Origin of the sequence: Bradyrhizobium sp. YCK136 (genome assembly GCF_044570075.1) — a bacterium.
GTDB classification, from domain to species: Bacteria; Pseudomonadota; Alphaproteobacteria; order Rhizobiales; family Xanthobacteraceae; genus Bradyrhizobium; species Bradyrhizobium diazoefficiens.
Genome location: NZ_CP172424.1, coordinates 23,584 through 49,332, shown reverse-complemented (window position 1 = coordinate 49,332; position 25,749 = coordinate 23,584). Strand labels below are relative to the sequence as shown.

Annotated in this window: 25 protein-coding genes and 1 pseudogene; 17 read left to right on the top strand and 9 right to left on the bottom strand. The window is 64.3% G+C overall.

The genetic code is table 11. From position 1 onward, the window contains the following. Positions 1–64: 64 nt before the first annotated feature. From ACFLEY_RS00255 to xth, 11 genes and pseudogenes are all read left to right on the top strand, one after another. Positions 65–1,366 carry an ammonium transporter gene (locus tag ACFLEY_RS00255; RefSeq protein ID WP_211433341.1) on the top strand — a complete coding sequence of 434 codons (1,302 nt, stop codon included), beginning with the start codon at positions 65–67 and terminating at the stop codon, positions 1,364–1,366. Between the two features lie 81 nt (positions 1,367–1,447). Next, on the top strand, positions 1,448–1,762 hold the full coding sequence (locus tag ACFLEY_RS00250; protein ID WP_011083437.1) for a helix-turn-helix transcriptional regulator: 315 nt from the start codon (positions 1,448–1,450) through the stop codon (positions 1,760–1,762). Between the two features lie 28 nt (positions 1,763–1,790). Further along, entirely contained in the window at positions 1,791–2,144 is a 354-nt protein-coding gene (locus tag ACFLEY_RS00245) for an SRPBCC domain-containing protein (RefSeq protein WP_060909619.1), read from the top strand. A 40-nt stretch (positions 2,145–2,184) separates the two neighbouring features. After that, positions 2,185–2,786, top strand: a pseudogene (locus ACFLEY_RS00240) (ATP-dependent Clp protease proteolytic subunit). Between the two features lie 447 nt (positions 2,787–3,233). Beyond that, complete coding sequence (locus tag ACFLEY_RS00235; RefSeq protein ID WP_060909617.1) at positions 3,234–3,572, top strand: P-II family nitrogen regulator; 339 nt, start codon at positions 3,234–3,236, stop codon at positions 3,570–3,572. Positions 3,573–3,609: 37 nt separating this feature from the next. Beyond that, positions 3,610–5,058 (top strand): ammonium transporter, encoded by a 1,449-nt coding sequence (locus ACFLEY_RS00230; RefSeq protein ID WP_028174983.1) that lies wholly within the window; start codon positions 3,610–3,612, stop codon positions 5,056–5,058. 214 nt (positions 5,059–5,272) lie between these two features. Further along, positions 5,273–5,677, top strand: coding sequence for a GFA family protein (locus ACFLEY_RS00225; RefSeq protein WP_028174984.1), 405 nt, complete (start codon positions 5,273–5,275; stop codon positions 5,675–5,677). A gap of 328 nt (positions 5,678–6,005) precedes the next feature. Beyond that, positions 6,006–7,220: an aminotransferase class I/II-fold pyridoxal phosphate-dependent enzyme gene (locus ACFLEY_RS00220; protein ID WP_060909616.1), complete on the top strand. Its 1,215-nt coding sequence runs from the start codon at positions 6,006–6,008 to the stop codon at positions 7,218–7,220. 9 nt (positions 7,221–7,229) lie between these two features. Next, the gene (locus ACFLEY_RS00215; RefSeq protein ID WP_060909615.1) at positions 7,230–9,707 is read left to right on the top strand and encodes a DNA translocase FtsK; all 2,478 of its coding nucleotides are present in this window, start codon (positions 7,230–7,232) and stop codon (positions 9,705–9,707) included. Positions 9,708–9,858: 151 nt separating this feature from the next. Next, positions 9,859–10,614 carry an outer membrane lipoprotein carrier protein LolA gene (locus tag ACFLEY_RS00210; RefSeq protein WP_011083445.1) on the top strand — a complete coding sequence of 252 codons (756 nt, stop codon included), beginning with the start codon at positions 9,859–9,861 and terminating at the stop codon, positions 10,612–10,614. Positions 10,615–10,769: 155 nt separating this feature from the next. Further along, positions 10,770–11,585 carry an exodeoxyribonuclease III gene (gene xth, locus ACFLEY_RS00205; protein WP_028174987.1) on the top strand — a complete coding sequence of 272 codons (816 nt, stop codon included), beginning with the start codon at positions 10,770–10,772 and terminating at the stop codon, positions 11,583–11,585. A 116-nt stretch (positions 11,586–11,701) separates the two neighbouring features. Here the strand turns inward: xth and ACFLEY_RS00200 are convergent, their stop codons facing one another. Beyond that, the gene (locus ACFLEY_RS00200; RefSeq protein ID WP_011083447.1) at positions 11,702–12,145 is read right to left on the bottom strand and encodes a cyclic nucleotide-binding domain-containing protein; all 444 of its coding nucleotides are present in this window, start codon (positions 12,143–12,145) and stop codon (positions 11,702–11,704) included. A gap of 58 nt (positions 12,146–12,203) precedes the next feature. Beyond that, positions 12,204–12,890 (bottom strand): response regulator transcription factor, encoded by a 687-nt coding sequence (locus ACFLEY_RS00195; RefSeq protein ID WP_008142830.1) that lies wholly within the window; start codon positions 12,888–12,890, stop codon positions 12,204–12,206. Between the two features lie 203 nt (positions 12,891–13,093). On the opposite strand from ACFLEY_RS00195, the gene ACFLEY_RS00190 reads away from it, so the two are divergent. Continuing rightward, positions 13,094–13,663: a L,D-transpeptidase gene (locus ACFLEY_RS00190; protein WP_060909614.1), complete on the top strand. Its 570-nt coding sequence runs from the start codon at positions 13,094–13,096 to the stop codon at positions 13,661–13,663. A gap of 6 nt (positions 13,664–13,669) precedes the next feature. Next, entirely contained in the window at positions 13,670–14,455 is a 786-nt protein-coding gene (locus ACFLEY_RS00185; RefSeq protein WP_060909613.1) for a 2-keto-4-pentenoate hydratase, read from the top strand. Positions 14,456–14,598: 143 nt separating this feature from the next. Here the strand turns inward: ACFLEY_RS00185 and ACFLEY_RS00180 are convergent, their stop codons facing one another. After that, positions 14,599–15,288 (bottom strand): YggS family pyridoxal phosphate-dependent enzyme, encoded by a 690-nt coding sequence (locus ACFLEY_RS00180; RefSeq protein ID WP_060909612.1) that lies wholly within the window; start codon positions 15,286–15,288, stop codon positions 14,599–14,601. A 108-nt stretch (positions 15,289–15,396) separates the two neighbouring features. On the opposite strand from ACFLEY_RS00180, the gene ACFLEY_RS00175 reads away from it, so the two are divergent. Further along, on the top strand, positions 15,397–17,094 hold the full coding sequence (locus ACFLEY_RS00175) for a diguanylate cyclase domain-containing protein (protein ID WP_211433340.1): 1,698 nt from the start codon (positions 15,397–15,399) through the stop codon (positions 17,092–17,094). 14 nt (positions 17,095–17,108) lie between these two features. Here the strand turns inward: ACFLEY_RS00175 and ACFLEY_RS00170 are convergent, their stop codons facing one another. From ACFLEY_RS00170 to ACFLEY_RS00160, 3 genes are read right to left on the bottom strand one after another with little or no spacing between them, the layout of a single operon-like run. Beyond that, complete coding sequence (locus ACFLEY_RS00170) at positions 17,109–17,765, bottom strand: hypothetical protein (RefSeq protein WP_060909611.1); 657 nt, start codon at positions 17,763–17,765, stop codon at positions 17,109–17,111. A gap of 41 nt (positions 17,766–17,806) precedes the next feature. Further along, positions 17,807–17,956 carry a hypothetical protein gene (locus tag ACFLEY_RS00165; protein ID WP_171901165.1) on the bottom strand — a complete coding sequence of 50 codons (150 nt, stop codon included), beginning with the start codon at positions 17,954–17,956 and terminating at the stop codon, positions 17,807–17,809. A 35-nt stretch (positions 17,957–17,991) separates the two neighbouring features. Beyond that, positions 17,992–18,486: a tetratricopeptide repeat protein gene (locus ACFLEY_RS00160; RefSeq protein ID WP_060909610.1), complete on the bottom strand. Its 495-nt coding sequence runs from the start codon at positions 18,484–18,486 to the stop codon at positions 17,992–17,994. A gap of 322 nt (positions 18,487–18,808) precedes the next feature. On the opposite strand from ACFLEY_RS00160, the gene leuS reads away from it, so the two are divergent. The 3 genes from leuS to holA all read left to right on the top strand — a co-directional run bounded on the left by leuS (position 18,809) and on the right by holA (position 23,110). Then, complete coding sequence (gene leuS / locus ACFLEY_RS00155; RefSeq protein WP_060909609.1) at positions 18,809–21,433, top strand: leucine--tRNA ligase; 2,625 nt, start codon at positions 18,809–18,811, stop codon at positions 21,431–21,433. Continuing rightward, a complete protein-coding gene (lptE, locus tag ACFLEY_RS00150) occupies positions 21,420–21,971 on the top strand; it encodes an LPS assembly lipoprotein LptE (protein ID WP_060909608.1) in 552 nt (183 codons plus the stop codon). The genes leuS and lptE overlap by 14 nt, the downstream gene beginning before the upstream one ends. A 110-nt stretch (positions 21,972–22,081) precedes the next feature. After that, positions 22,082–23,110 carry a DNA polymerase III subunit delta gene (holA, locus tag ACFLEY_RS00145; RefSeq protein ID WP_396604465.1) on the top strand — a complete coding sequence of 343 codons (1,029 nt, stop codon included), beginning with the start codon at positions 22,082–22,084 and terminating at the stop codon, positions 23,108–23,110. Positions 23,111–23,158: 48 nt separating this feature from the next. Here the strand turns inward: holA and ACFLEY_RS00140 are convergent, their stop codons facing one another. The 3 genes from ACFLEY_RS00140 to rsmG all read right to left on the bottom strand — a co-directional run bounded on the left by ACFLEY_RS00140 (position 23,159) and on the right by rsmG (position 25,709). Further along, positions 23,159–24,046, bottom strand: a complete 888-nt coding sequence (locus tag ACFLEY_RS00140; protein WP_060909606.1) for a ParB/RepB/Spo0J family partition protein — start codon at positions 24,044–24,046, stop codon at positions 23,159–23,161. A gap of 137 nt (positions 24,047–24,183) precedes the next feature. Continuing rightward, positions 24,184–25,038, bottom strand: a complete 855-nt coding sequence (locus ACFLEY_RS00135) for a ParA family protein (RefSeq protein ID WP_011083458.1) — start codon at positions 25,036–25,038, stop codon at positions 24,184–24,186. Between the two features lie 29 nt (positions 25,039–25,067). Further along, a complete protein-coding gene (gene rsmG, locus ACFLEY_RS00130) occupies positions 25,068–25,709 on the bottom strand; it encodes a 16S rRNA (guanine(527)-N(7))-methyltransferase RsmG (RefSeq protein WP_171901164.1) in 642 nt (213 codons plus the stop codon). Between the last annotated feature and the right edge of the window lie 40 nt (positions 25,710–25,749).

Sequence of the window (25,749 nt, the reverse complement as noted above, 5' to 3'; positions counted from 1 at the left end):
TCTTCGATCGCGCCGGGCAACGACGCCACAGCTGCGACGCAATTTCTATGCTGGGGGAAATGACATGGCGGGATTGTTGCGCCGCGCGGCCGTTGTAGCTGCGCCGGCCGGACTTATGTCGATCGTTGCCGCGCCGGCGCAGGCCGCGGGTTCCGAGATCAACACCGCCGACACCGCCTGGATGATCGTCGCCACCGCGCTGGTGCTGATGATGACGATCCCCGGCCTCGCGCTGTTCTATTCCGGCATGGTGCGCAAGAAGAACGTGCTCGCCACCATGGCGCAGAGCCTTGCCGCCGTGACGATGATCTCGATTCTCTGGGTCGCGTTCGGCTATTCGCTCTGCTTTGTCGGCGACGGCCCCTGGATCGGCACGCTCGACCGCTGGTTCCTGGCGGGCATGACGCTCGACAGCGTCAACCCGGCCGCGAAGACCATCCCGGAATCGCTGTTCATGCTGTACCAGATGACGTTTGCGATCATCACGGTGGCGCTGGTCGCGGGCTCGGTCGCCGACCGCATGCGGTTCTCCGCTTATCTGCTGTTCTCGGTCGCCTGGTTCATCTTCGTCTACATTCCGCTGGCGCATTGGGTGTGGGGCGGCGGCTTCCTCGCCAGCATGGGCGTACTGGATTTCGCCGGCGGCCTCGTGGTGCATCTGTCGGCCGGCACCGCCGGCCTCGTCGCCGCCAAGGTGATGGGGCGCCGCCACGGCTACGGCACCGAAAATCTCTCGCCGTTCGATCTGTCGCTCGCCGTGATGGGCACTGGCCTGTTGTGGGTCGGCTGGTTCGGCTTCAACGGCGGTTCGGCCGGCGCGGCCAATTCGCGCGCGGTGCTGGCGATCATCGCGACCCATCTGGCGGCCTGCTCCGGCGCGCTGACCTGGGGCGCAATCGAATGGTCGACGCGGCGCAAGCCTTCCGTGCTCGGCATGATCTCCGGCGCGGTCGCTGGCCTCGGCACCATCACGCCGCCTTCGGGCTTCGTCGCGCCGTGGCATGGCATCGTCATCGGCATCATCGCCGGGGCGGTTTGCTACTGGGCCTGCACCTGGCTGAAGCACCGCTTCGACTATGACGATTCGCTCGACGTGTTCGGCGTCCACGGCATCGGCGGTCTGACCGGCACCCTGCTCGCCGGGGTGTTCGCAACCAGCGCCATCGGCGGCACCGCCGGCCTGCTCGAAGGTCATCCGCGGCAGCTTCTGATCCAGCTTTATGGGGTCGCCGTCACCTTCGTTTGGGCGGCAGGCGTGAGCTTCATCCTGCTCAAGCTGGTCGGCCTGTTCGTGCCCTTGCGCGTATCCCGCGAGCACGAGCTCGAGGGACTGGATATTTCGCAGCACGGTGAGGCCCTGCAGTAAGCTGCGGGCGAGCGGTTCGAGGAATCGAGCAGCCTAAGCCCAGGACTTGCACATCACATAAGTGTATGCTTATGTGTTGCCATGATCGAAGCCGACATCTTCAAGGCGCTGGCCGACCCGACGCGTCGAAGGGTCTTTGAGAAGCTCGCTGGCGGAAGCCTGAATGCGAGCGCTTTGCGCGACGGATTGGAGATCAGCCAACCGGCGATGTCGCAGCACCTCGCGGTGCTGCGTGCGGCAGGCTTGGTGCGTGAACAGCGGCAGGGCCGCTTTGTGAACTACGAAGTCGACCCGGACGGAATCGTCGCCATCGGGGCATGGCTTGCGCGCTACCGCGCCTACTGGCCGAAGCGCATGGAAGCACTCGCCGATCTCCTCAAGGACATGGATCAATAAGGACCTGGATTAATAAGGACCTGGACCGATGAGCGACGCCGCGAAGCCTGATCGTCCCGACGAAGCCCTGGTGCTTGAATATGATTTCGATGCGCCGCCGGCAAAGGTCTGGCGCGCCGTGACCATTCCGGCCTTGCGCGAGCGCTGGTTGCCGGATTGCGACCTTGCGGGCGCCGAGCCGGAATCAACGATCGCAGGCGAAGAGGTGCGCTACCGGCTTCGCGATTCAGAGCCGCCGTTTCGCGAGAGCCACGTCATCTTCCGGATCGAGCCGAACGAGGACGGCGGCACCCGCTTCCGCATCATCCAGCAAGCCTGCGACGACCTCGCGAAACTGCAGCAGCCGGCCAACACCAATTGCTGCCTGATGATGGCGGCCTAACAGCACAAGACTTCATCGCCTGCAAACATGGAGGTCGCCAATGCGCGACATGCTTCAGCTCGTCCCTATGGTTGTCGAACAATCTGCCCGCGGCGAGCGATCCTTCGACATCTATTCGCGGCTCCTGCGCGAGCGCATCATCTTCCTCAACGGCGAGGTCAATGATGCGATGTCCGGACTGGTCTGCGCGCAATTGTTGTTCCTGGAGGCGGAGAATCCGAACAGACCGATCAATCTCTACATCAACTCCTACGGCGGCGTGGTCACCAGTGGACTGGCGATGTACGACACCATGCAGTTCATCAAGGCGCCGGTTCATACTTGTGCATGGGCACCGCGCGCTCGATGGGCTCGTTCCTGCTGATGGCCGGCGAGCCAGGCCACCGCGCCGCGCTGCCCAATGCGAGCCTTCACGTGCATCAGCCGCTCGGCGGCTTCCAGGGCCAAGCGTCCGACATCCTGATCCATGCCAACGAAATGCAGGAGACCAAGCGGCGCATCACCCGGCTCTACGCGCAGCATTGCGGGCGCACCGAGGCGGAGGTGGAACGAACCCTGGACCGCGACCACTTCATGACTGCACAGCAGGGGGTCGAATGGGGGTTGATCGACCGGGTCTTTGCGGTGCGCGACGCTGCCTGACGGTCCGACGGCGGCTTCGGCCGGATACCGTCCGGCAAGCTTTGTTCTGCCCGAGCGGCTCGGCCGATTGCGCGCATCCCGTGGGCACGAGCTCAAGGGGCTCAGTATTTCGCCGCACGGCGAAGCACTTCAGTAAGCTTCGCCCATAATTAGATACCTTCCAGCTGCCCGACACGTGAGCAACATTGTGTCGGCAGCCTGTCGTGCCCTCATTTTGAGCAGTCGTGACCAGCTTTTGAGCGCGACGTAATAGCGCACTGCACTGCGATACCCGCGAAACGCGAAAACCCCCGCTTTCATAATCCGTTAGGCAACACGCCCGTTCTGGCACGGCATTTGATTCTAGGGGGCGTGGCTGTGCCCGCGTAGTGAAACTTCTCCCTCGTGGCGAACCAGTCGAGAAACGCCCGGCCACGTCCGGACCGGGCCCAAGCGGGGATAGGACCCATGAAAATTGTTATGGCGATTATTAAGCCATTCAAGCTGGAAGAAGTCCGTGACGCCCTGACCGCCATCGGCGTTCACGGTCTCACGGTGACGGAAGTCAAGGGGTATGGCCGCCAGAAGGGCCATACGGAAATCTATCGCGGCGCTGAATATGCCGTGAGCTTCCTGCCCAAGATCAAGATCGAGGTCGCTGTCGCCTCCGACCAGGTCGACAAGATCATCGACGCCATCACGTCCGCCGCGAAAACCGGACAGATCGGCGACGGCAAGATCTTCGTCATCAACCTCGACCATGCGGTTCGTATCCGCACCGGCGAGGCCGATGCCGCGGCCCTTTGATTTCGCGCTCAACCTTATCCAATCAGGAGTAAATAATATGACGTTCAAGCGTCCCTATGGCGCGGGATTGGCGGCTCTCGCAGTCGGCCTGTTCGCTGCGACCGCAGCCTATGCCGAGCCAACGGTCAATAAGGGAGACAACGCCTGGATGCTGACATCGACAGTCCTCGTGCTGTTGATGACGATCCCGGGTCTTGCGCTGTTCTACGGCGGTCTCGTCCGTTCCAAGAACATGCTCTCGGTCTTGATGCAGGTCTTCTACACCGTCTGCGTCGTCACCGTGATCTGGGCCGTGTACGGCTACAGCCTCGCCTTCACCGGCGGTTCCGACTTCATCGGCGGCTTCTCCAAGGCCTTCATGATGGGCGTCACCACCGACTCGAAGGCCGCGACCTTCTCGGTCGACGCCAACATCTCGGAGCTCATCTATATGTGCTTCCAGATGACCTTCGCGGCGATCACGCCCGCCCTCATCGTCGGCGCCTTCGCCGAGCGCATGAAGTTCTCGGCGATCGCTCTCTTCATCCCGCTCTGGGTCACGCTGATCTACTTCCCGATCGCGCACATGGTCTGGTACTGGCCCGGCCCGGACGCGATCCAGGACGCTGCCAAGGCTCTGGCTGCGGCGACTGATGCAGCGGCGAAGACCGCGGCGCAGGCCAAGCTCGACGAGATCAACGCCGACGCCGGCTGGATCTTCAAGAAGGGCGCGATCGACTTCGCGGGCGGCACCGTGGTGCACATCAACGCCGGCATCGCAGGTCTCGTCGGCGCTCTCCTGATCGGCAAGCGCACCGGCTACGGCAAGGAGCTGATGGCTCCGCACTCGCTGACCATGTCGATGATCGGCGCCTCGCTGCTCTGGGTCGGCTGGTTCGGCTTCAACGCCGGCTCCAACCTCGAAGCCAACGGCGGCGCTGCCCTCGCCATGACCAACTCCTTCGTCGCCACCGCAGCCGCCGCGCTGTCGTGGATGTTCGCGGAGTGGATCGTGAAGGGTCACCCGTCGGTGCTCGGCGTCATCTCCGGCGCTGTCGCGGGTCTCGTGGCCGTCACGCCCGCCGCCGGCTTCTCCGGCGTCATGGGTGCGATCGTCCTCGGTCTCGTGGTCGGCGTGGTCTGCCTGTTCTTCTGCACCGTCGTGAAGAACGCGATCGGCTACGACGACTCCCTCGACGTGTTCGGCGTGCACTGCATCGGCGGCATCGTCGGTGCTCTCGGTACCGGCATCCTGGTGAACCCCGCCCTCGGCGGCGCCGGCATCATCGACTACACCGCGATCCCGCCGAAGGTTGCCGATTACGACTTCGCGGCGCAGATGGTGTCCCAGTTCTGGGGCGTCTGCACCACGCTGGTGTGGTCGGGCGTCGGTTCGGCGATCCTCTACAAGGTCGTCGATGTGATCGTTGGCCTCCGCGCCAATGTCGAGAGCGAGCGTGAAGGCCTCGACATCACCGAGCACACCGAGCGCGCCTACAACATGTAACGTCTCCTCCCGGGCACGGTCTCCTCGGAGACCGCGTCCACAACTACGGTTTGGGCACATACCCGGCAATGCCCCGACCGTTGAGGGGCTCCAGCGCAAGCTGGAGCCCCTTTCTTTTTGCGCCGCGCGGCAAAGAAGCAAAGAAAAGGATTGCCATTCCAGATTGCCGGCGCAGAAATATCGACCACAACGAACAACAAACCGGGAGGTCGTCATGCGTTTGGAAGGCGGATGCTATTGCGGCGAAGTGCGCTACGTGGCCGAGGGCGACCCTATGATGCAGGCGCAGTGTCATTGCCGCGAGTGCCAGTACATCTCGGGCGGCGCACCCAACACCTTCATCGCGATGCCGGTGGCCGGCTTCAGCTACATCATCGGGCAGCCCAAGCAGTTCACCCGCAAGGACCTCGAGCGCGCCGTGACGCGCGAGTTCTGCCCCGAATGCGGCACGCATCTGGTAACCAAGGTTCCGGGCCTCCCCGCAGCGATCCTGAAGGTCGGCACGCTGGACGAGCCCGAGCAGTTCCATCCGCAGATGGCGATCTACACCTGCGACAAGCAGGAATTCCACGCGATCCCCGCCGGCATGGCGACGTTCGAGAAGCTGCCGGGGCATTAGCCCACGATGACGGCGCGCTCCCTCCCCCGCATGCGGGGGAGGGCGAGGGCAGGGGAGAGGGTGTCTCAACATCGGGACAGTCCTTCTGCGGAGAGAACCCTCACCCGCGCCTTCGGCGCGACCTCTCCCGCAAGCGGAGAGGACGAGGAACCAGCCGGCCCTGTAGCCCACCCATCCCGTTGTTATCCGGCCTCAATATTCCCGCTCTGGACGGGGGCGGCGGCCGATGGTTAATCGCGTCTTAACCTCGCCCTATCTATGGTGAACTGAACCGCTTCCCGCCGGCGCCTTGGTGCGACTGGCTGTTCCAAGAGTGCTGGCGTCCAGAATGGCTATGACCGCTTCATCCCGTGCGCCGCAGGCCAGCGGAAGCTCCGATTCCGAACGCTCGCCCTTCGTCCGGCTGAACGAGCTGTTGGCCCCCCATCAGCCGGGTAAGCCCTTGATTACGCTTGCGGTCGGCGAACCTCAGCATCCCGTGCCCGATTTCGTCGGTCCGGTCTTGGCCAAGCACACCGCCGATTTCGGCCGTTACCCGATGAACCAGGGCACCGAGCCGTTCCGGAAAGCCGCGAGCGCCTGGTTGTCGTCGCGCTTCAAGCTGCCGCGGCCGCTCGACCCCGCGAGCGAGCTTCTCGTCCTCAATGGCAGCCGCGAGGGGCTGTTCCTCGCCGCGATCACGGCCGCACGCTATGTCAGCCCGCGCCCCGGCAAGCCCGCCATCCTGATGCCGAACCCGTTCTACCCGGTCTATGGCGCCGGCGCCCGCGCAGCGGCTTGCGAGCCGGTCTATCTGCCGACCACCGTCGAGAACGGCTTTCTGCCCGATCTCGACGCCATCGACGAGGCGACGCTGGCGCGCACGGTGGCGTTCTATCTGGCCTCGCCCGCCAATCCGCAGGGCTCGGTCGCCAAGCCCGACTATTTCAAGCGGTTGAAGCAGCTCGCCGACCGCTACGGCTTCGTGATCCTCAGCGACGAGTGCTATTCGGAGATCTACACCCGCGAGGCCCCGGGCAGCGCGCTCGAATGTGCCGGCCCCGACTTCACCCGCGTGGTTGCGTTCCAGTCGCTGTCGAAGCGCTCCAATTTGCCGGGCCTGCGCGTCGGCTTCGCCGCCGGAGACAAGAAGTTCATCGGCATGTTCCTCGAGCTGCGCAACATCGCAGCGCCCCAGGTGCCCGTGCCGCTCCAGCATGTCGCCACCGTCGCCTATGGCGACGAAGCGCATGTCGAGGAGAACCGCAGGCTCTACCGGATCAAGTTCGACCTCGCCGACCAGATCATCGGCAATCGCTACGGCTATCGCCGGCCCGACGGCGGCTTCTGCGTCTGGCTCAACACGTCCGAGCTCGGCGACGACGCGTCGATCACGCTCAGGCTCTTCAAGGAAGCCGGCGTGCGCGTGGTGCCCGGCAGCTATCTGGCGCGGCTCCAGCCCGACGGCTTCAATCCCGGCGCAGGCTACATTCGCCTCGCGCTGGTGCAGGATGGCGAGACCACGGCACAGGCGCTGCACCGCCTGGTCGAGACTCTGGGTTAGGCGGGGCCCGTGAGCATGTCGGCAATCGAACGTGTCATTCCACTGGTCGGCCATCTGCCGCCGTCGATCCGCGAGGGGCTGGCGCGGCGTATGCGCGAGCTCGCCGGCCTCGGCCTGATCGCGCTGTCGGGGCTCGCCTCGGCCGCGCTCATGACCTGGTCGGTGCAGGATGCAAGCCTCAGCCACGCGACCTCGCGGCCGATCCGCAACATCCTCGGCTATGCCGGCGCGATCGGCGCCGACCTTGCGATGCAGATCCTCGGGCTCGGCGCGATCATGCTGGTCCTGACGGTCGCGGTCTGGGGCTGGCGCATGATGACCCATCGCCCGTTCGACCGCGAGGCGCTGCGGCTCGGCTCCTGGATTCTCTGCACCGTGATCGCTGCGGGCTTTGTCAGCTGCTGGCCTCACGGCGGCGCATGGCCGCTGCCGACCGGACTCGGCGGCGTGGTCGGCGATGCCCTGGTGCGCGCGCCCGCGGTGATTTTCGGGCCGCCCGGCATGATCTATCGCACCGTGCTCGGCGTGATCCTGTTCGCGGCGATGGCCGCGACCTTCCTGATCGCCTGCGGTCTTGGCGCGCGCGAGCATGACGACGAGCTCGCCGAGATCGAGGATGACGACAAGCCGCTCGATGAAGACGAGGAGAGCGATCGCGGCTCGGTGTCGCTGGGCTGGCTGTTCCATGCGCTGATGAGCACCAAGGCGCGCCTGATCTGGCTGTGTGGTGCCGCTTACCGCTCGCTGGTCTCGAGCGGACCGAAGACCAAGGCCGTTGGGTTCAGCCGCCAGGAGCCGAATCTCGGCGGCGGCCGCGCCGCGCCGCCGATCTCGCCGCGGTCCGAAGACGAGGACTACGAGGAGGAGCACGAGGAAGAGGAAGACGAGGAGGAAGAGGAGGAGCCTGCCGCGCGCGCACCGCGCAAAAAGGCTGCTCCGAAGGCCGCGGCCAAGAAATCCTCCGACAAGTTCGAGCTTCCGTCCGTGTCCGTGCTGGCCGCGCCCAAGGCCGGCGATCGCCAGCCGCTCAGCAAGGCCGAGCTGGAAGCCAATTCGCGCGCGCTCGAAGGCGTGCTGCAGGACTTCGGCGTGCGCGGCGAGATCGTGAAGGCCAATCCGGGTCCCGTCGTCACGCTGTACGAGCTGGAGCCGGCGCCCGGCATCAAGTCGTCGCGCGTGATTGGCCTCGCCGACGACATCGCCCGCTCGATGAGTGCGCTGTCGGCGCGCGTCGCCGTCGTGCCCGGCCGCAATGCCATCGGCATCGAATTGCCGAACGCCCATCGCGAAAAGGTCTATCTGCGCGAGCTGCTGGTCGCCAAGGAGACCGTCGACACGGTTGCGAAGCTGCCGCTCTGCCTCGGCAAGACCATCGGCGGCGACCCCGTCATCATCGACCTCGCGCGTACGCCGCACATGCTGATCGCCGGTACCACCGGCTCGGGCAAGTCGGTCGCCATCAACACCATGATCCTCAGCCTGGTCTACCGGCTGCGTCCGGACCAGTGCCGGCTGATCATGGTCGATCCGAAGATGCTCGAACTCTCCGTCTATGACGGCATTCCTCATCTGCTCACGCCCGTCGTGACCGACCCGAAGAAGGCGGTGGTCGCGTTGAAATGGGCCGTGCGCGAGATGGAAGAGCGCTACAAGAACATGGCCAAGCTCGGCGTGCGCAACATCGACGGCTACAACACGCGCCTGCTCGAGTTGAAAGCCAAGGGCGAGGAGCCGACGCGCACGGTGCACACCGGCTTCGACAAGGAAACCGGCAAGGCGATCTACGAGGAAGAGAAGCTCTCGCTCGACCCGCTGCCCTACATCGTCATCATCGTCGACGAAATGGCCGACCTGATGATGGTCGCCGGCAAGGACATCGAAGGCGCGGTACAGCGTCTCGCGCAGATGGCGCGCGCCGCCGGCCTGCATGTGATCCTGGCGACACAGCGTCCGTCGGTGGACGTCATCACCGGCACCATCAAGGCGAACTTCCCGACCCGCATCGCCTTCCAGGTCACCTCCAAGATCGACAGCCGCACCATCCTCGGCGAGATGGGCGCCGAGCAGCTGCTCGGCCAGGGCGACATGCTCTACATGGCGGGCGGCGGCCGCATCAGCCGCGTGCACGGACCGTTTGCATCGGACGACGAAGTCGAGAAGGTGGTGCGCCACCTCAAGACGCAGGGCCAGCCCGAATACCTCGAGGCCGTCACGGCCGAAGAGCCGACCGAGGACGAGGACGGCGGTGCTGTGTTCGACGCCAGCGGCATGGGCGCGGATGGCGGCGGCGATCTATTCCAGCAGGCCGTTGCCATCGTCAAACGCGACCGCAAGGCCTCGACCAGCTACATCCAGCGCCGCCTGCAAATCGGCTATAACCGCGCCGCATCGCTGATGGAGCGCATGGAACTGGAAGGCATTGTCGGTCCCGCCAACCACGCCGGCAAGCGCGAGATCCTGGTCGAGGAAGAAGACAGCCATATGTGAGGCGAGCCGCCTCAAAACAGGCTTTCACGCAAAATCGATATCTGCTTTTGCCCGAAATCACGCTAAAAGGCGCCTAGCCATACAGGACGACGCGTTGATCAGACATCCGGACATTCGATTCGCTGCCACCATCGCCGCGCGAAGCGCGCGCGTGGCCGGCGTGCTTCTCGTCACCGCCGCGATGGTGACCGCGGCGTCGTCCGCGCAGAACGTGCCGGTGCCGAAGCCCGCGCCGAAGGGCCGCGACAATGGTGCGGCCGCCGGCGGGCCTGCGGTCACCGGCGCGACCCAGACGCCGCCGAATCCGGTGATCCCGGATCCGCGCCGCAACGTGCCGAGCAGCATCTTCCAGACCTTCGACGCCAACCAGAAGGCGCAGGCGGCCAAGGTCAGCGCCTATCTGTCCTCGCTGTCGACACTGGTCGGGAATTTCGTCCAGGTCGGCCCCGACGGCAGCAAGACGCAGGGCGATTTCTACATCCAGAAGCCGGGCAAGGTGCGCTTCGAATATGACGCGCCGAGCCCAATCGACATCGTCGCCGACGGATCGTCGCTGGTGGTGCGCGACCGCAAGCTCGCCACGCAAGACGTCTATCCGCTGTCGCAGACGCCGCTGCGCTTCCTGCTGTCCGATCGCATCGACCTGATGAAGGACACCAACGTCGTCAACGTCTCGGCCGACGACGTCTTCGTCAGCGTCACCATCGAGGAGAAGCAGGCGCTGGTCGGCACCAGCCGCCTCCTGCTGATGTTCGGCGCCAAGGACGGCCAGCTGAAGCAGTGGACCGTCACCGACCCGCAGGGCTACGACACCACGATCGCGGTCTACAATCTCGACGCAACCAAGAAGCTCGATCCCGGCATGTTCAAGATCGACTTCACCAATTACGGCCCATCGCCAGGATAGTTGCTGTATGGTGGGCAAAGGCGCACTTGCGCCGTGCCCACCACCTCTCCTCCTCGCGGCAGGAATGGTGGGCACGCTTCGCTTTGCCCACCATACGAGAGCTCGCTGTGGACAAGCATTTTCCCCGCGCCAATCCATGCTAAGACGCATCCCTCATGCGTCTTTCCCTGACAACCTGGAACATCAATTCGGTGCGGCTGCGCATCGATCTGGTCGCGAAATTCCTCAAGAGTGCGCGGCCGGACGTGCTGTGCCTCCAGGAGACCAAGTGCATCGACGACGCCTTTCCGCTGAAGCGTTTCAAGCGGCTCGGCTATGAGCACGTCGCGCTGAACGGGCAGAAGGGCTATCACGGCGTCGCCATCGTCTCGAAGATCCCGTTCGAGTCCAAGGACATCCGCACCTTCTGCGACAAGGTGGATTCGCGCCACATTTCTGTATCTTTCGGGACGCAGGCCAACATCGCAAAGCCGCTGGTGCTGCATAATTTCTACGTGCCGGCCGGCGGCGACATTCCCGATCCGGCGCTGAACGAGAAGTTCGACCACAAGCTGCGCTTCCTCGACGAGATGACGGCGTGCGAGCCGCTGCATCCGCGCGGCGATGACCGCCACATCCTGGTCGGCGATCTCAATGTCGCCCCGCACGAGAACGACGTCTGGTCGCACAAGCAGCTTCTGAAAGTGGTCTCGCACACGCCTGTCGAAACCGAGAAGCTGAAGGCGGCACTCGCAGCCGGTGAGTGGGTCGACGTCGCGCGCGAGCGCATTCCGATGTCGGAGAAGGTCTACACCTGGTGGAGCTACCGTTCCGCCGACTGGACCGTCGGCGACCGCGGCCGCAGGCTCGACCACATCTGGGTCTCGCGCGCGTTGAAGGACGCGGTCCAGGATTTCAAGATTCTCCGCGACGCGCGGAGCTGGGAGCGTCCGTCGGACCACGTGCCGGTGACGGTGACGCTGGAGGTGTGACCTCCTGTCATTCCGGGGCGCGCGTAGCGCGAGCCCGGAATCCATCGGGCGGCAGAGCTGGTGGATGAATGGATACCGGGCTCGCGACTTCGTCGCGCCCCGGAATGACAGGGGCCTCAGGTCGTCAGCTTCGCACCGGCCATCAGGATATCGCTCGCGATCTGGCTGGAGCGAACTGCGAATTCGTCGCGCAGGCGAACGGCGGCGGCGGGGTCGCTTTCGAGCACGCGCTGAAACAGGCTGCGCGCGACGCGGATGACGGAGGAATGCTCCAGCGCGATCGCGCTCGACGGCCGCTTCATCGGCACCACCAGCGCGAGCTCGCCGATCAGCGCGCCGGGACCCACGGTCATCTCGGCGCCGGCGCCGTCTTCGACCCGGAAGGCGCCGCGCTGGACCACGAAGCCGGCATCGGCGTCGTCGCCGAGATTGAAGAGGATGTCGCCGCGGACGAAGTCACGCTGCTCGGAGCCGATCGCCAGCATGCGCAACGAGGCGTCTCCCAACAGGCGCAATGTCGGGACCCGCTCGAGAAGCGCTACGTCGTCGTCAATTGACATTCAGATCCGAGGCTCAAGGGCACGCGATCTAAAACGATTCGCACGCCCCCAAAGCGTATCACGGCACCAGCTTGTAGCCACCGGCTTCCGTTACCAGGATCTCCGGGTTGGCGGCGTCCTTCTCGATCTTCTGGCGGAGGCGGTAGATGTGGGTTTCCAGCGTGTGGGTGGTGACGCCGGAATTGTAGCCCCAGACCTCCTGGAGCAGGGTCTCGCGCGACACCGGCATCTGGCCGGCGCGGTAGAGGAAGCGGAGGATGGCGGTTTCCTTCTCCGTCAGCCGCACCTTCCGCGCATTGGCGGCGGTCAGCATCTTCGAGCCGGGCCGGAAGCTGTAGGGGCCGACCGAGAACACCGCGTCCTCGCTGGCTTCGTGCTGGCGGAGCTGGGCGCGGATACGGGCCAACAGCACGGCGAAGCGGAAGGGTTTTGCGACGTAGTCGTTGGCGCCGGATTCCAGGCCCAAAATCGTGTCGGAATCGGTGTCATGCCCGGTCAGCATGATGATGGGGGCCTTGAAGCCGCCCTTGCGTAAGGAGCGGACCACCTCGCGGCCATCGGTGTCGGGCAGACCGACGTCCATCAGGACGAGATCGGGGGAATTGGCCTTCGCGGCGCTCGCGCCCTTGGCGCCGGTATCGACGGCGGAGGCTTCAAATTCTTCGTGCAGCGATAATTGCTCCACCAACGTATCGCGCAGATCGGTATCGTCATCCACGATCAGGATCTTGCGGGCATTGGCCATAGGGTATCATCCTTTTGGGGTCCGGCTCGGCGCGCATGCATGCCGCGCCCAGCCGCGAGGGGAAGTTTAGGGGTCGCCGTTATTATTGTTGTTCGTGTTGAAGTAGTGGGCTGTTACCGATTCACAAGCCAGAAGCACTCTAACCTAGAATAGCAGGGCGTTTTGATGAATGTCCTGTAATGAATGCGACATCGCACGGTCACATGAAAAACAACGCTGCTTCAGCTACTTACACCAAAAATCGAGGCGCTGGACCGCTGTCCGCGATCCGCGTTAAGCCTGCCGCCGGTAATCCGCGCCGCGGCTGGCTGACGGCCGGAGCGCTGACGATTCCGGTGGCGCTGGGGCGGGGCGGTATTCTCGCCAACAAGCGCGAGGGCGACGGCGGCACCCCGAGGGGCAGCTTCCGGCCGCGGCGACTGTGGTGGCGGGGCGACCGGCACAGCCGGCCGCAAACCTTCCTGCCGGCGCGGATCATCACCGGCGAGGACGCCTGGTGCGAGGACCCCCACGACCGTCATTACAATCAGGGAATCCGACTCGGCGAGGGGCAGGGCGGTGACCGGCTCAAGCGGGCCGACCATCTCTATGACTTCATCATTGAAATCGACCACAACACGCGCCCGCGCATCGCCGGCCGCGGCAGCGCGGTGTTTCTGCATCTGGCCCGCGACAATTTCGGGCCGACCGCGGGCTGCGTCTCCATGACCAAATCCGCGATGCTGCAATTGCTGCGGCGGCTGGGCCCACGAACGAGAATCATCATCGGGTGAGGGCCCATGCTCGAGAAGGATCAGATCGCCGCCGCATCGCGGGTCCTCGTTCAACACTGGCGTGACGGCACCAAGCTCGACGCGCTGGAGGGACATCTGCGGCCGCAGACCCGCGCCGAGGGCTACGCCATTCAGGCCGCGCTCGAAGCGCAATCGCCCGGAAAGCTGTTCGGCTGGAAGATCGCGGCAACGAGCTTGTCCGGACAGAAGCACATCAATGTCACGGGACCGCTGGCCGGGCGCATCATGAGCGACACCGTGATCGCCGATGGCGGCACCGCGTCGATGAAGGGCAACGCGATGCGCGTCGGCGAGCCGGAATTTTGCTTCCGCATGGGACGCGATCTGGCCCCGCGCGCGGCGTCGTTCGCCGTCGACGAGGTGCTGGGCGCCGTGGACAGCTTCCATCCCGCGATCGAGATTCCGGATTCGCGCTTTGTCGATTTCGCCGGCGCCGGCGAGGCGCAGCTTATCGCCGACAATGCCTGCGCGCATCTGTTCGTGCTGGGCGCGGCGACGCCTGCGAACTGGCGCGGGATGGATCTCGTCGAAGAACGGCCGCAGATCACGCTGCGCGGCGAGCGCTATATCGGCCATGGCAAGAACGTGCTCGGCGATCCCCGTGTTGCACTCGCCTGGCTCGCCAACGAGCTGCGCGGGCTCGGCATCACCTTGCGGGCAGGGGAGGTGGTGACCACAGGCACCTGCCATCCGCCGCTGCCGATCCAGGCCGGCGATCACTTTGCGGTGGATTTTGGCGTGTTGGGGAAGGTGTCGGTGGGGTTCGAATAATCACTGCTGTCGTCCTGGCGAAGGCCAGGACCCATACCGCGTGATCTCTCGATTCCGCTCGGTTGCAATATCGACGGCCAATCTTCGCCGAACCACTCCCTGGGGTAATGGGTCCTGGCTTTCGCCAGGACGACCCAAGACAATTATCTATGCCCGAAGATCGCGCTTCCCACGCGCACATGCGTGGCGCCGAGCATGATGGCGGTGGCGAAATCCGCGCTCATGCCCATCGAGAGATTCTTCAAGCCGTTACGCGCGGCGATCTTGGCGGTCAGCGCGAAATGCGCCGCCGGCGGCTCGTCGACCGGCGGGATGCACATCAGTCCGGAGATCGTCAGCCCATAGGTGTCGCGGCAGCTTGCGAGGAAGGCATCGGCCTCGCCGGGCGCGACGCCGGCCTTCTGCGGCTCCTCGCCGGTGTTGATCTGGACGAAGAGCTGCGGGTGCTTTTTCTGAGATTCGATTTCCTTGGCTAACGCCTGGCAAATGCTCGGGCGGTCAACCGAATGGATAGCGTCGAACAGCGCGACCGCCTCTTTCGCCTTGTTGGATTGCAGCGGCCCGATCAGATGCAGCGCGATATCGGGGTAAACGGACGTTAACGCCGGCCACTTGCCTTTGGCCTCCTGCACCCGATTCTCGCCAAATACGCGCTGTCCGGCGGCGATGACCGGGGTAATTGCATCCGCGTCGAAGGTCTTCGACACCGCGATCAGCGTGACCGAGGCGCGATCGCGCCGCGCGTCCTTGCAGGCGCGGGCGATTTCGGCTTCGACCGCGGCGAGCGCGTTTGGTGAATGGCCGGTTACCGGCGCGGCGTTGGCTTCTGTCATGACGTCGATTGGCTGTGGTCGTAACCGAGGTAAGTCCAATTTTACCGAGTTCAAGAAAGAGTTTTTGAACCCTTCGCTTTACCTTGGCCCATGGGGTGGGCAGCGAAGATGGCAAACGTCAGTTTCAACCGTAAGCGAGCAAAACTCAAGCAGGTCCTTGGAATCCGGGCGCGGCTTGCGTTACTCGCCGTGATTCTGGTGGCGCCCTTGATGCTCGAGCGCATCCGTTCGCTCGAGAACACGCGCACCAGCCAAATCGCGCAGGCCGCGGCCGAGTTCAACACAGTCGCAAGGCACAGCGCCGATGCGCAGCGCGAGGTGATCTCGTCGGTCGAGACCATCCTGAAATCGGAAGCCTTCATCCGCGCCTCCGCCGGCGGAATCAGCAAGAGCTGCGACGTGCTGCGCGCGAGCCTGCCGTCGAATTTCCCCTGGATCCGCACGCTTCTGATCGCCGGCCAGAACGGACGCATCCAGTGCGCCACCAACAACATGTATGTCGGCCTCGATCTCAGCGACCGGCCTTACTTCCAGCAGGCGCAGGAAACCGGCCGTTTCGTGCTGAGCGACTTCATCCTGTCGCGGCCGGTGCCGTCACCGACCGTCATGGCGGTCTATCCGGTGTCCGCCTTCAGCGGCGTCGCCGATGCCGTCGTGCTCGCCACCGTCAACCTCGACTGGATGTCGAAGGTCATGAGCAATCTCGGTGGTCGCGCCGGCATCACCGCCGTGCTGGTCGACAGCGCGGGCACCGTGCTGGCCGCCCCCGCCGACCAGCACAGCGCGGTCGGCCGTCCCCTCGACAACATGCCGCTGATGTCCGCAATCGCCGACAAGGCGCTGCGGTCGGACCAGGACGAGGGCTCGCTGTCCTTCCTCGCCGCCGACGGCTCGCGCCGCGCCGTCAGCTACATCCGCATCGCCGGCACAAATGCCCGCCTGATCGCCAGCATCGACGAGGACAAGGTGTCTGCGGCCGTGAGCCGCGATATCCGCACCGCCTATCTCCAGCTCGCTTTCGTCGTCCTGTTCGTCCTGCTCGGCGCGCTGATCGCCGCCGAGAAGCTGGTGATCAAGCCGATCGAGATGCTTGCCGACATGGCCAAGCGCCTCGGCGAGGGCGATCTGTCGGCACGCGCGGCGCGCAATCGCCTGCCGGCCGAATTCGTGCCGCTGGCACGCGCGTTCAACGCGATGGCCGCGCAATTGAGCCAGCGCGAGCGCGAGCTGATCGCGAGCAACGACCGGCTGACGGTAATGGCCTCGATCGACATGCTGTCGGGCCTAGCCAACCGCCGCGGCTTCCAGAGCCGGCTCGACTTCGAATGGATGCGCGCGCAGCAATATGGCAGCGACCTCGCGCTGCTGATGATCGACGTCGACCACTTCAAGCTCTTCAACGACACCTACGGCCATCTCGAAGGCGATTCCTGCCTGACCCGGCTCGGCGAGTCGCTGTCCGGTATCGCCGCCGACACGATGGGCTTTGCGGCGCGCTATGGCGGCGAGGAATTCTGCCTGCTGCTGCCGAACACCGACGTGGACCGCGCCGTGGAGATCGGCGAACTGGTGCGTGCGGCCGTGCTGAGGCTCTGCCTGCCGCACATCACGTCCGCCCACATGATCGTCACCGTCTCGATCGGCGTTGCCGCAGCGAAGCCCAACGAGGCCTTGCGCCCCGGCGACCTGATCGAAGCCGCCGACGCCGCCCTCTACGCCGCAAAACACCGCGGCCGCAACAACGTCGTCGAGCACGGCGTGCAGGCGATCGAGACCGGCGCAGCGGACATGATGATGGCGGGCTGACGGCCGGCTGCAGACTACCGCGGAGATATCGTTTCGAGACCGCGCTCCAGCTTTTGCGACAGCTCGGAGACCGACGGCGCATTTTGTCCCCACTTGACGGGTGGATGAATCTTCGTCGGAGGACCCTTTGTCAGACTAACACGTTTAAGGAAATTGTTCGTGTTGTCGCTGCTCATCATTTGCTTGAGAGGGATAAAGCCGATCCCCTCGGGAAAAATGAGTCTGATCGAATCAGTGTCGCTGTTGAGCTCGGCAAACCTCATCGTAATCAGATAGGTCTGATCGTCCGTTTGCTTGAAATCATATGCATAGGGCTGAATCCGTATCTGCTCCGCAGAGTTGGTGGTGTAAGGCCTGCTTACGCTGTCATCCGATTCGACGAATTGAACCAAGGCTTCGACCGTCCAATAGGGACGCTGAAGACCTCGCACATACTCAATCGTCGGCTCGAGAAACTTGAAGAAGCCGAGCGCCAGGATCGCGAAGTAGAAGCCGGCCGCTCCGCCCGCTTTCACTGCAACTCCCAGTATCTTCCATTGCGTATCAACCGGCGCGTTGGGAAACAGCCGGTAGATCATAACCGCAGGAAGCAGGGGTACGACCGCCCAGAAGATGTAAGTGACGCACAATGCGAGGAGCCGGACGACATCCCGGCTGAGCAATTCGTTCATTTGCCAATCCTCCAATATATGGAGCGACTTGTTTCGTAATCTTACCGAATTCCTAGTTTCTTGAAATCGTCGGCGACGCTGCTGCTGATCGCCTTGGCCGCATTAATATCTTCTTCGCCGCCGGCACGATCGCCAAGCTTCAACTTGCTGATACCGCGGCCATAGAGGGAGTTCTCATCCTTCGGACTCATATTGAGCGCCCGATCGTAGTCCTCGATGGCCTGGGCTAGTCTTCTATGGACGAATAAGAGAGAGCGGCACCGAAGAGCGCAGCCGTTGAATTCTTGTCGAGCGCGATGGCGCGCTCGTAGTCTATGATTGCCTGACTATGCAGATTCTTCAGGCGGTAGGCGTTGCCCCTGCTCACGTAAGCACTTGTGTAGTTTGCGTTCAGGTTGATGGCGTTGTCGCAATCTTCGATCGCGCGATTGAATTCGCGCTTTCTGACGTAGACGGCGCACCGATTGCTGAAAGCATTCGCATATTGCGGGTCAACCTTGATTGCCTCGCCGTAGTCCTGGATTGCTTTGTCGAAATCGTTTGCGCGACTGGCGAGAAAGCCACGGTTCAGATAGAGGACAGCCAGATCGTGGCCCTGAAGGCTCCCCGATTTGATTGCGGCAGTGCACGCGTCTGCGGCAGCCGCGCACAGTCCGCTCGCTAGCAGAGCGGCCAGCCAAGCCCATGGCCTGAGATTTTTACGCAGCGCGCAAATGGGCACTTCCGGGCCCCCTTGTCGACGCCCGTACCACACGAATGCTCCGCCTAAACTGCAGCTAAGGATCGCGCGGGCGAGCCTCTGCGGAAACTGTTGTGGTCAGGCAAATTATTGTTGCCACTTCAGCTAACGTCGTCGCTGTCAGGGCGAAAACCAGTAACACTCTCAAAAATCGCTTCATGGCGTATACGAAGGTGAAATACGACTAGGGATTGTGTTCCTGGTGCCGTTGGTTGTCAATACTCATCCGTTGACCCCACGGTCGCTTTTATGGCCTAGTCCGGCCACTTCAGACCGCCGAACCCACGAAAAAACCAACGATTCCATGACCTCCGAACGCTATAACGCCCGCGATTCCGAACCGCGCTGGCAAGCCGCCTGGGACGAAAAGGCGATCTTCGTCTCCAAGAACGACGATTCGCGGCCGAAATACTATGTGCTGGAGATGTTCCCCTACCCGTCCGGGCGCATCCACATCGGCCATGTCCGGAACTACACGCTCGGCGACGTGCTGGCCCGCTTCATGCGCGCCAAGGGGTTCAACGTGCTGCACCCGATGGGCTGGGACGCTTTCGGCCTGCCGGCCGAGAACGCCGCGATCGAGCGCAAGGTCGCCCCGAAAGCCTGGACCTACGACAACATCGCCGCGATGAAGAAGCAGCTCCGCTCGATCGGGCTGTCGCTGGACTGGAGCCGCGAGATCGCGACCTGCGATCCCTCCTACTACAAGCACCAGCAGAAGATGTTCCTGGACTTCCTGCGTGCGGGCCTTGCCGAGCGTGAGAAGCGCAAGGTGAACTGGGACCCGGTCGACATGACCGTGCTCGCCAACGAGCAGGTGATCGACGGCAAAGGCTGGCGTTCCGGTGCCGTTGTCGAGCAGCGGGAAATGAATCAGTGGGTCTTCAAGATCACGAAGTACTCGCAGGAGCTCTTGTCCGCGCTGGATACGCTCGACCGCTGGCCCGACAAGGTGCGGCTGATGCAGCGCAACTGGATCGGCCGCTCCGAAGGCCTCCTGGTGCGCTTCGCGCTGGATCAGGCGACGACGCCGGCCGGCGAGAGCGAGCTGAAGATTTTCACGACGCGCCCCGACACGCTGTTCGGCGCCAAGTTCATGGCGATCTCGGCGGATCATCCGCTGGCGACGGCCGCCGCCGCGAAGGACCCGAAGCTTGCGGAGTTCATCGCCGAGATCAAGAAGATCGGCACCGCGCAGGAGATCATCGACACCGCGGAGAAGCAGGGTTTCGACACCGGCATCCGCGCGATCCATCCGTTCGACCCGAGCTGGAAGCTACCGGTCTATGTCGCCAACTTCGTGCTGATGGAATACGGCACCGGCGCGATCTTCGGCTGCCCCGCGCATGACCAGCGCGACCTCGACTTCGTCAACAAGTACAACCTCGGCAACACGCCGGTGGTGTGCCCCGAGGGCCAGGATCCGAAATCGTTCGTCATCACCGACACCGCTTATAACGGTGACGGCCGCATGATCAATTCGCGCTTCCTCGACGGCATGACCATCGAGCAGGCCAAGGATGAAGTCGCAAAACGCCTCGAAAGCGAGCTGCGCGGCAACGCGCCAGTCGGCGAGCGTCAGGTGAATTTCCGCCTGCGCGACTGGGGCATTTCGCGCCAGCGTTATTGGGGCTGCCCGATCCCCGTCATCCATTGCCCGACATGCGATGTGGTGCCGGTGCCGGACGCCGACCTACCGGTGAAGCTGCCTGACGATGCGACCTTCGACAAGCCGGGCAACGCGCTCGATCATCATCCGACCTGGAAGCACGTCACTTGCCCGCAATGCGGCGGCAAGGCGCAGCGCGAAACCGACACCATGGACACCTTCGTGGACTCGTCCTGGTACTTTGCGCGCTTCACCGATCCCTGGAACGAGAACGCGCCGACGACGCCCGCGGTCGCCAACCGGATGCTGCCGATCGACCAGTATATCGGCGGCGTCGAGCACGCGATCCTGCATCTGCTCTACAGCCGCTTCTTCACCCGCGCGATGAAGGCGACCGGGCACGTTGCGCTGGACGAACCGTTCGCCGGCATGTTCACGCAAGGCATGGTGGTGCACGAGACCTACCAGAAGGCCGACGGGTCCTATGTGCAGCCGGCCGAGGTCAAGATCGAACTCGGCGGCAACGGGCGCCGTGCAACCCTGTTGACGACGGGCGAAGACATCCAGATCGGTGCGATCGAGAAGATGTCGAAGTCGAAAAAGAACACCGTCGACCCCGACGACATCATCGAGACCTACGGCGCCGACGTGGCGCGCTGGTTCATGCTGTCGGACTCCCCGCCCGACCGCGACGTGATCTGGAGCGACGAGCGCGTCCAGGGCGCCTCGCGCTTCGTGCAGCGGCTGTGGCGGCTGGTGAACGATTCCGTCGAACTCGGCAAGGCGGCGCCGGCGGCCCGGCCGGCCTCGTTCGGGGCGGACGCGACCGCCTTGCGCAAGGCCGCCCATGGCGCGCTGGACAAGGTCACCACCGGGATCGAGCGGCTGCACTTCAACGTCTGCCTCGCCCATATCCGCGAATTCACCAATGCGTTCTCCGAGGTCCTCCAGCGCCCCGGCCAGCCGGCCGCGGACTTGGCTTGGGCGATCCGGGAGGCCAGCCAGATCCTGGTCCAGCTGTTCTCCCCGATGATGCCGCATCTGGCCGAGGAGTGCTGGCAGGTGCTGGGCCAGAAGGGGCTGGTTTCGGAGGCCAATTGGCCCCAAATCGAACGCGATTTGCTGGTTGAAGACAGCGTGACCCTGGTGGTCCAGGTCAACGGCAAGAAGCGGGGTGAGGTCTCAGTTGCAACAGCGGCCCAGAATCCGGAAATCGAGGCTGCCGTTTTGGCCCTCGATGCGGTAAAGCTGGCGCTGGACGGCAAGCCCGTCCGCAAGGTGATCATCGTCCCCAAGAGGATCGTGAATGTTGTCGGCTAGGATCCGCATCGCAGCCCGTTTGCTGGCAGTCGTCGCTCTGGCGGCGCTGACGGCCGGCTGCTTCCGGCCGATGTATGCCGAGCATACTGACGGCACCCCCGGCTTGCGTGAGAAGCTGATGGGCGTCGAGCTGCCCCCGATCCCCAAGCCCAACGCCTCCCGCGAGGCCCGCGTCGGCGTCGAGGTCCGCAATGCTCTCGCCTTCAAGCTGTACGGCACGGCCACGGGCATGCCGCCGACTCACCGCCTGGAGATCCGCTTCACCTCCAGCCGGTCGTCCCTGATCATCAGCCAGGCAACGGGACTGCCGACCAGCGAGAATTACGGCATCGACGTCCAGTACAACCTGATCGAGGTCGCGAGCGGCAAGTCGGTGATGACCGGCACTACGTTCTCGCGCGTGTCCTATGACAATCCCGGCTCCTACCAGCGCTTCTCCCGCAACCGCGCGGTGCGCGATGCGGAGGATCGTGCCGCCAACGAGATAGCCGAGAACATCAATACCCGGCTCGCCTCGTTCTTCACCGCGGGCAGCTAATTCACATTCCCGTTGTTCCGGGGCGCGCGTGGCGCGAACCCGGAATCTCGATTCCCAACCACTGGATTCCGGGTTCGCGCTACGCGCCCCGGAATGACGATCTAGGCCCGATGGTCGCGCTGCGTGGAAAAGAGATCGACGCCTTCCTCGCCCGCCCCGACGCGGGCCGGCCGATCGTCCTGCTCTACGGTCCCGACGCCGGGCTGGTGCGTGAACGCGCCGACGCGCTGATCGCCTCCGCCGTGGACGACCCCAACGATCCGTTCTCGCTGGTCAGGCTCGATGGCGACGAGCTGTCCGCCGAGCCGTCGCGTCTCGTCGACGAAGCCATGACGGTGCCGCTGTTCGGCGGCCGACGCGCCATCCGCGTGCGCGCAGGCTCGCGCAGCTTCGCCAGCGGCATCGACACGCTGGCCGAGATGGGCGTGAAGAATTGCCGCATCGTGATCGAGGCCGGCGAGCTGCGCCCGGAATCGCCGCTGCGCAAAGCCTGCGAGCGCGCCAAGACGGCCGTGGCGATCGGCTGCTATCCCGACACCGAGCGCGACTTGGCCAAGCTGATGGACGACGAGCTTCGCATCGCAAACTTGCGCATCGCGCAGGATGCCCGCGCGGCACTGATGTCGTTCCTCGGCGGCGACCGCCGGGCCTCGCGCAACGAGCTGCGCAAGCTGACGCTCTATGCACATGGCAAAGGCGAGATCACGCTGGAAGACGTGATGGCGGTGGTCGCCGATGCTTCCGAACTGAAGCTCGATCCGATCGTCGACGGCGCCTTCGCCGGCCGGCCCGACATCGTCGAGACCGAGTTCGCCAAAGCCATGATCGCCGGCACCTATCCCGGCGTGATCATCTCGGCCGCGCAGCGCCAGGCCGCGTGGCTGCACAAATCCGCGCTTGCGATCGCCGACGGCCAGCCTGCCTCCGCCGTGCTCGACGGCGGCTTTCCGCGGCTGCACTTTTCGCGAAAGCCGGCGGTGGAGACGGCGCTGCGCAATTTCAGCGTGGCGCGGCTCGCCGCCATCATCGAGCAGCTAGCAACCGCCGCGCTCGACACCCGCAAGCAATCCACCCTCGCCGCCGCCATCGCCCAGCGCACGCTGATGGCGATCGCCGCGAATGCGAAGCGGCGGGGCTAAGTCCAGCTCTCTCCGCGCGTGATCGCGAGCCCGGAATAACGGCGAAGACTACAGCGCGCCCTTCGCCAGCCGCTTCATGACTTCGTCGAGCTGGTCGAGGTTGCGGTAGTTGATCTGCACGGAGCCGCCGGGGTCGCGGTGATTGACGGTGACCTTGAGACCGAGCGCGTCGCTGACGCGCTTTTCGAGATCGATCGTGTCGGGGTCCTTTTCCTTCCCCCCGGTGCTGCGCGCCTTCTGCGGCTTGCGCTCCGGCACGCCCTCTTCATGCGCGAGCGCCTCGGCCTGGCGGACGTTGAGACCCTCCTCGACGATGCGCCTGGCGGCGGCAAGCGGATCGGGCACGCCGATCAGCGCGCGGGCGTGACCGGCGGTCAGCTGGCCGGTCGCGATGAAGGCCTGCACCTCGGCCGGCAGCTTCGTCAGCCGCATCATGTTGGCGACGTGGCTGCGGCTCTTGCCGACGACTTTCGCGATGTCGTCCTGGCTGCGTTTGAACTCATTGGCGAGCGCGTGATAGCCCTGCGCCTCCTCTATCGGATTGAGGTCTTCGCGCTGCACGTTCTCGATGATCGCGAACTCCAGCGCATCGCTGTCGCTGATGTCGACCGGCACGATCGGCACTTCATGCAGGCCGGCCATTTGCGAGGCGCGCCAGCGCCGTTCGCCGGCGATGATCTCATAGCGGTCCTGCGCGCCCTTCACCGGACGCACCACGATCGGCTGGATCACGCCGTGCTGCCGGATCGAATCGCTGAGCTCCTTGAGCTCGGTTTCCGAAAAGGCACGGCGCGGGTTGCGCGGGTTGGGCTTGATGAATTCGATCGGCACCTTGCGCTGCGCGCGCGGACGATCGACGTGCTGAGCCTCGCCGCCGACGTCACCGATCAGACTTGCAAGACCCCGGCCCAGTCGCGAACGCGCTTCGTCGGCCATCGCCAGCTCCCTTGGATTCACGGTGCAGCACTCCAGAACTGAATTATCGTAGGGTGGGCAAAGCGAAGCGTGCCCACCGATTGTGTGCGGAAGACGATGGGCACGGCGAAGACGCCTTTGCCCACCCTACGGCATCGTCAATGCGTCGTGCGCAGCTCGCGTTCGCGCTGGATCACTTCGGTGGCAAGCCGCAGATAGGCTTCGCTGCCGACGCATTTGAGATCGTAGACCAGCACCGGCTTGCCGTAGGACGGCGCTTCCGAGATGCGCACGTTGCGCGGGATCATGGTCTTGTAGACCTTCTCGCCCATGAACTGGCGGACGTCGGCGACGACCTGGTTCGAGAGGTTGTTGCGCGAGTCGAACATGGTCAGCACGATGCCGTGGATCGACAGGTTCGGGTTGAGCGTCGAGCGGACCTGCTCCACCGTCTGCAGCAATTGCGACAGACCTTCGAGCGCGAAGAACTCGCACTGGAGCGGCACCAGGATCGCATCGGACGCCGCCATCGCGTTCACCGTCAGAAGGTTGAGCGAGGGCGGGCAGTCGATCAGCACATAGGTGTAATCGGCGTCCGGCGAGACGTTGTTGTTGAGCGCGCCGATCGCGTCGCGCAGCTTGAAGGCGCGGCCGGGCGTGGTGCCGAGCTCGAGCTCGAGGCCGGAGAGGTCCATGGTCGAGGGCGCGATGTGCAGCCGCGGCACCGCCGTCGACACCACCGCCTCGCGCAAGGCCGCTTCGCCGACCAGCACGTCATAGGTCGAACAGGAGCGGTTGCGGCGATCGATGCCGAGGCCGGTCGAGGCGTTGCCCTGCGGATCGAGATCGACGATCAGAACGCGCTCGCCAATCGCGGCGAGCGCCGTGCCAAGGTTGATCGCTGTGGTTGTTTTTCCCACGCCGCCTTTTTGATTCGCCAGCGCGAGGATGCGCGGGTGTCCCTGTGGGACCACATCGGTCTGCTCTTGCTGCGGCTCGTCAATCACGCTCATCGCAAATTCCCCACTCGCCCCTGAACGTCTCAGCCGCGCCGTTCGGCGGCATTGAGCTCCACGATCCAGCCGTCACCGGTACGGCTTTGGTGGAGCTGCGGCTGAATATTCCAATATTTAGCGGCTTCGGTCAATTCAGCATCTACATCTTGACCCTTTGGAAACAACGCTTTTGCGCCCTGGCGCATCAGCGGCTCCGCAAAGCCGATGAGTTGATGTAGCGGAGCCAGTGCACGCGCGGTGACGCAATCGACCGGGCCGGTGATTCTATCCACATTATCCCCGATCTCAGCGAGATGTACGACTCCCGGAGATGTGGTGATCCGAATTGCTTCGCGCAGGAACGCCGCCTTCTTGGCGATTCGCTCGACGAGGTGGACGCTCGCGCCCGGTGTCTCCGCCATGGCGCAGGCCAGGACGACGCCCGGAAATCCGCCGCCGCTGCCGAGGTCGGCCCAGCGCTTGGCCGTTGGGGCGAGATCGACGAGCTGAAGCGAGTCGGCGATATGCCGGGTCCAGAGGTGCGGCAGGGTCGAGGGCGCGACCAGATTGGTCTTGGCCTGCCACTCCCGCAGCAGCGCGATGTAGCGATCGAGCCGCGCCTCGGTTTCACGTGAAACGGGCACGAGCTTCAGCGCTGCGATCTTGTCCGCCGCTATGACCGAGTCCAACGATCGATCGTTGGCGCTGGCCTTGTTGATCTTCTGGCTG

Coding starts and splice junctions, on each gene's coding strand:
- lptE (WP_060909608.1), top strand. CDS start 21,420: ATGTTGTCGGCTAGGATCCGCATCGCAGCCCGTTTGCTGGCAGTCGTC.
- ACFLEY_RS00255 (WP_211433341.1), top strand. CDS start 65: ATGGCGGGATTGTTGCGCCGCGCGGCCGTTGTAGCTGCGCCGGCCGGA.
- holA (WP_396604465.1), top strand. CDS start 22,082: ATGGTCGCGCTGCGTGGAAAAGAGATCGACGCCTTCCTCGCCCGCCCC.
- ACFLEY_RS00190 (WP_060909614.1), top strand. CDS start 13,094: ATGAAAAACAACGCTGCTTCAGCTACTTACACCAAAAATCGAGGCGCT.
- ACFLEY_RS00220 (WP_060909616.1), top strand. CDS start 6,006: ATGGCTATGACCGCTTCATCCCGTGCGCCGCAGGCCAGCGGAAGCTCC.
- ACFLEY_RS00170 (WP_060909611.1), bottom strand. CDS start 17,765: ATGAACGAATTGCTCAGCCGGGATGTCGTCCGGCTCCTCGCATTGTGC.
- ACFLEY_RS00250 (WP_011083437.1), top strand. CDS start 1,448: ATGATCGAAGCCGACATCTTCAAGGCGCTGGCCGACCCGACGCGTCGA.
- ACFLEY_RS00175 (WP_211433340.1), top strand. CDS start 15,397: ATGGCAAACGTCAGTTTCAACCGTAAGCGAGCAAAACTCAAGCAGGTC.
- ACFLEY_RS00140 (WP_060909606.1), bottom strand. CDS start 24,046: ATGGCCGACGAAGCGCGTTCGCGACTGGGCCGGGGTCTTGCAAGTCTG.
- ACFLEY_RS00180 (WP_060909612.1), bottom strand. CDS start 15,288: ATGACAGAAGCCAACGCCGCGCCGGTAACCGGCCATTCACCAAACGCG.
- ACFLEY_RS00235 (WP_060909617.1), top strand. CDS start 3,234: ATGAAAATTGTTATGGCGATTATTAAGCCATTCAAGCTGGAAGAAGTC.
- leuS (WP_060909609.1), top strand. CDS start 18,809: ATGACCTCCGAACGCTATAACGCCCGCGATTCCGAACCGCGCTGGCAA.
- ACFLEY_RS00165 (WP_171901165.1), bottom strand. CDS start 17,956: ATGAGTCCGAAGGATGAGAACTCCCTCTATGGCCGCGGTATCAGCAAG.
- ACFLEY_RS00195 (WP_008142830.1), bottom strand. CDS start 12,890: ATGGCCAATGCCCGCAAGATCCTGATCGTGGATGACGATACCGATCTG.
- xth (WP_028174987.1), top strand. CDS start 10,770: ATGCGTCTTTCCCTGACAACCTGGAACATCAATTCGGTGCGGCTGCGC.
- ACFLEY_RS00245 (WP_060909619.1), top strand. CDS start 1,791: ATGAGCGACGCCGCGAAGCCTGATCGTCCCGACGAAGCCCTGGTGCTT.
- ACFLEY_RS00200 (WP_011083447.1), bottom strand. CDS start 12,145: ATGTCAATTGACGACGACGTAGCGCTTCTCGAGCGGGTCCCGACATTG.
- ACFLEY_RS00135 (WP_011083458.1), bottom strand. CDS start 25,038: ATGAGCGTGATTGACGAGCCGCAGCAAGAGCAGACCGATGTGGTCCCA.
- ACFLEY_RS00230 (WP_028174983.1), top strand. CDS start 3,610: ATGACGTTCAAGCGTCCCTATGGCGCGGGATTGGCGGCTCTCGCAGTC.
- ACFLEY_RS00225 (WP_028174984.1), top strand. CDS start 5,273: ATGCGTTTGGAAGGCGGATGCTATTGCGGCGAAGTGCGCTACGTGGCC.
- ACFLEY_RS00185 (WP_060909613.1), top strand. CDS start 13,670: ATGCTCGAGAAGGATCAGATCGCCGCCGCATCGCGGGTCCTCGTTCAA.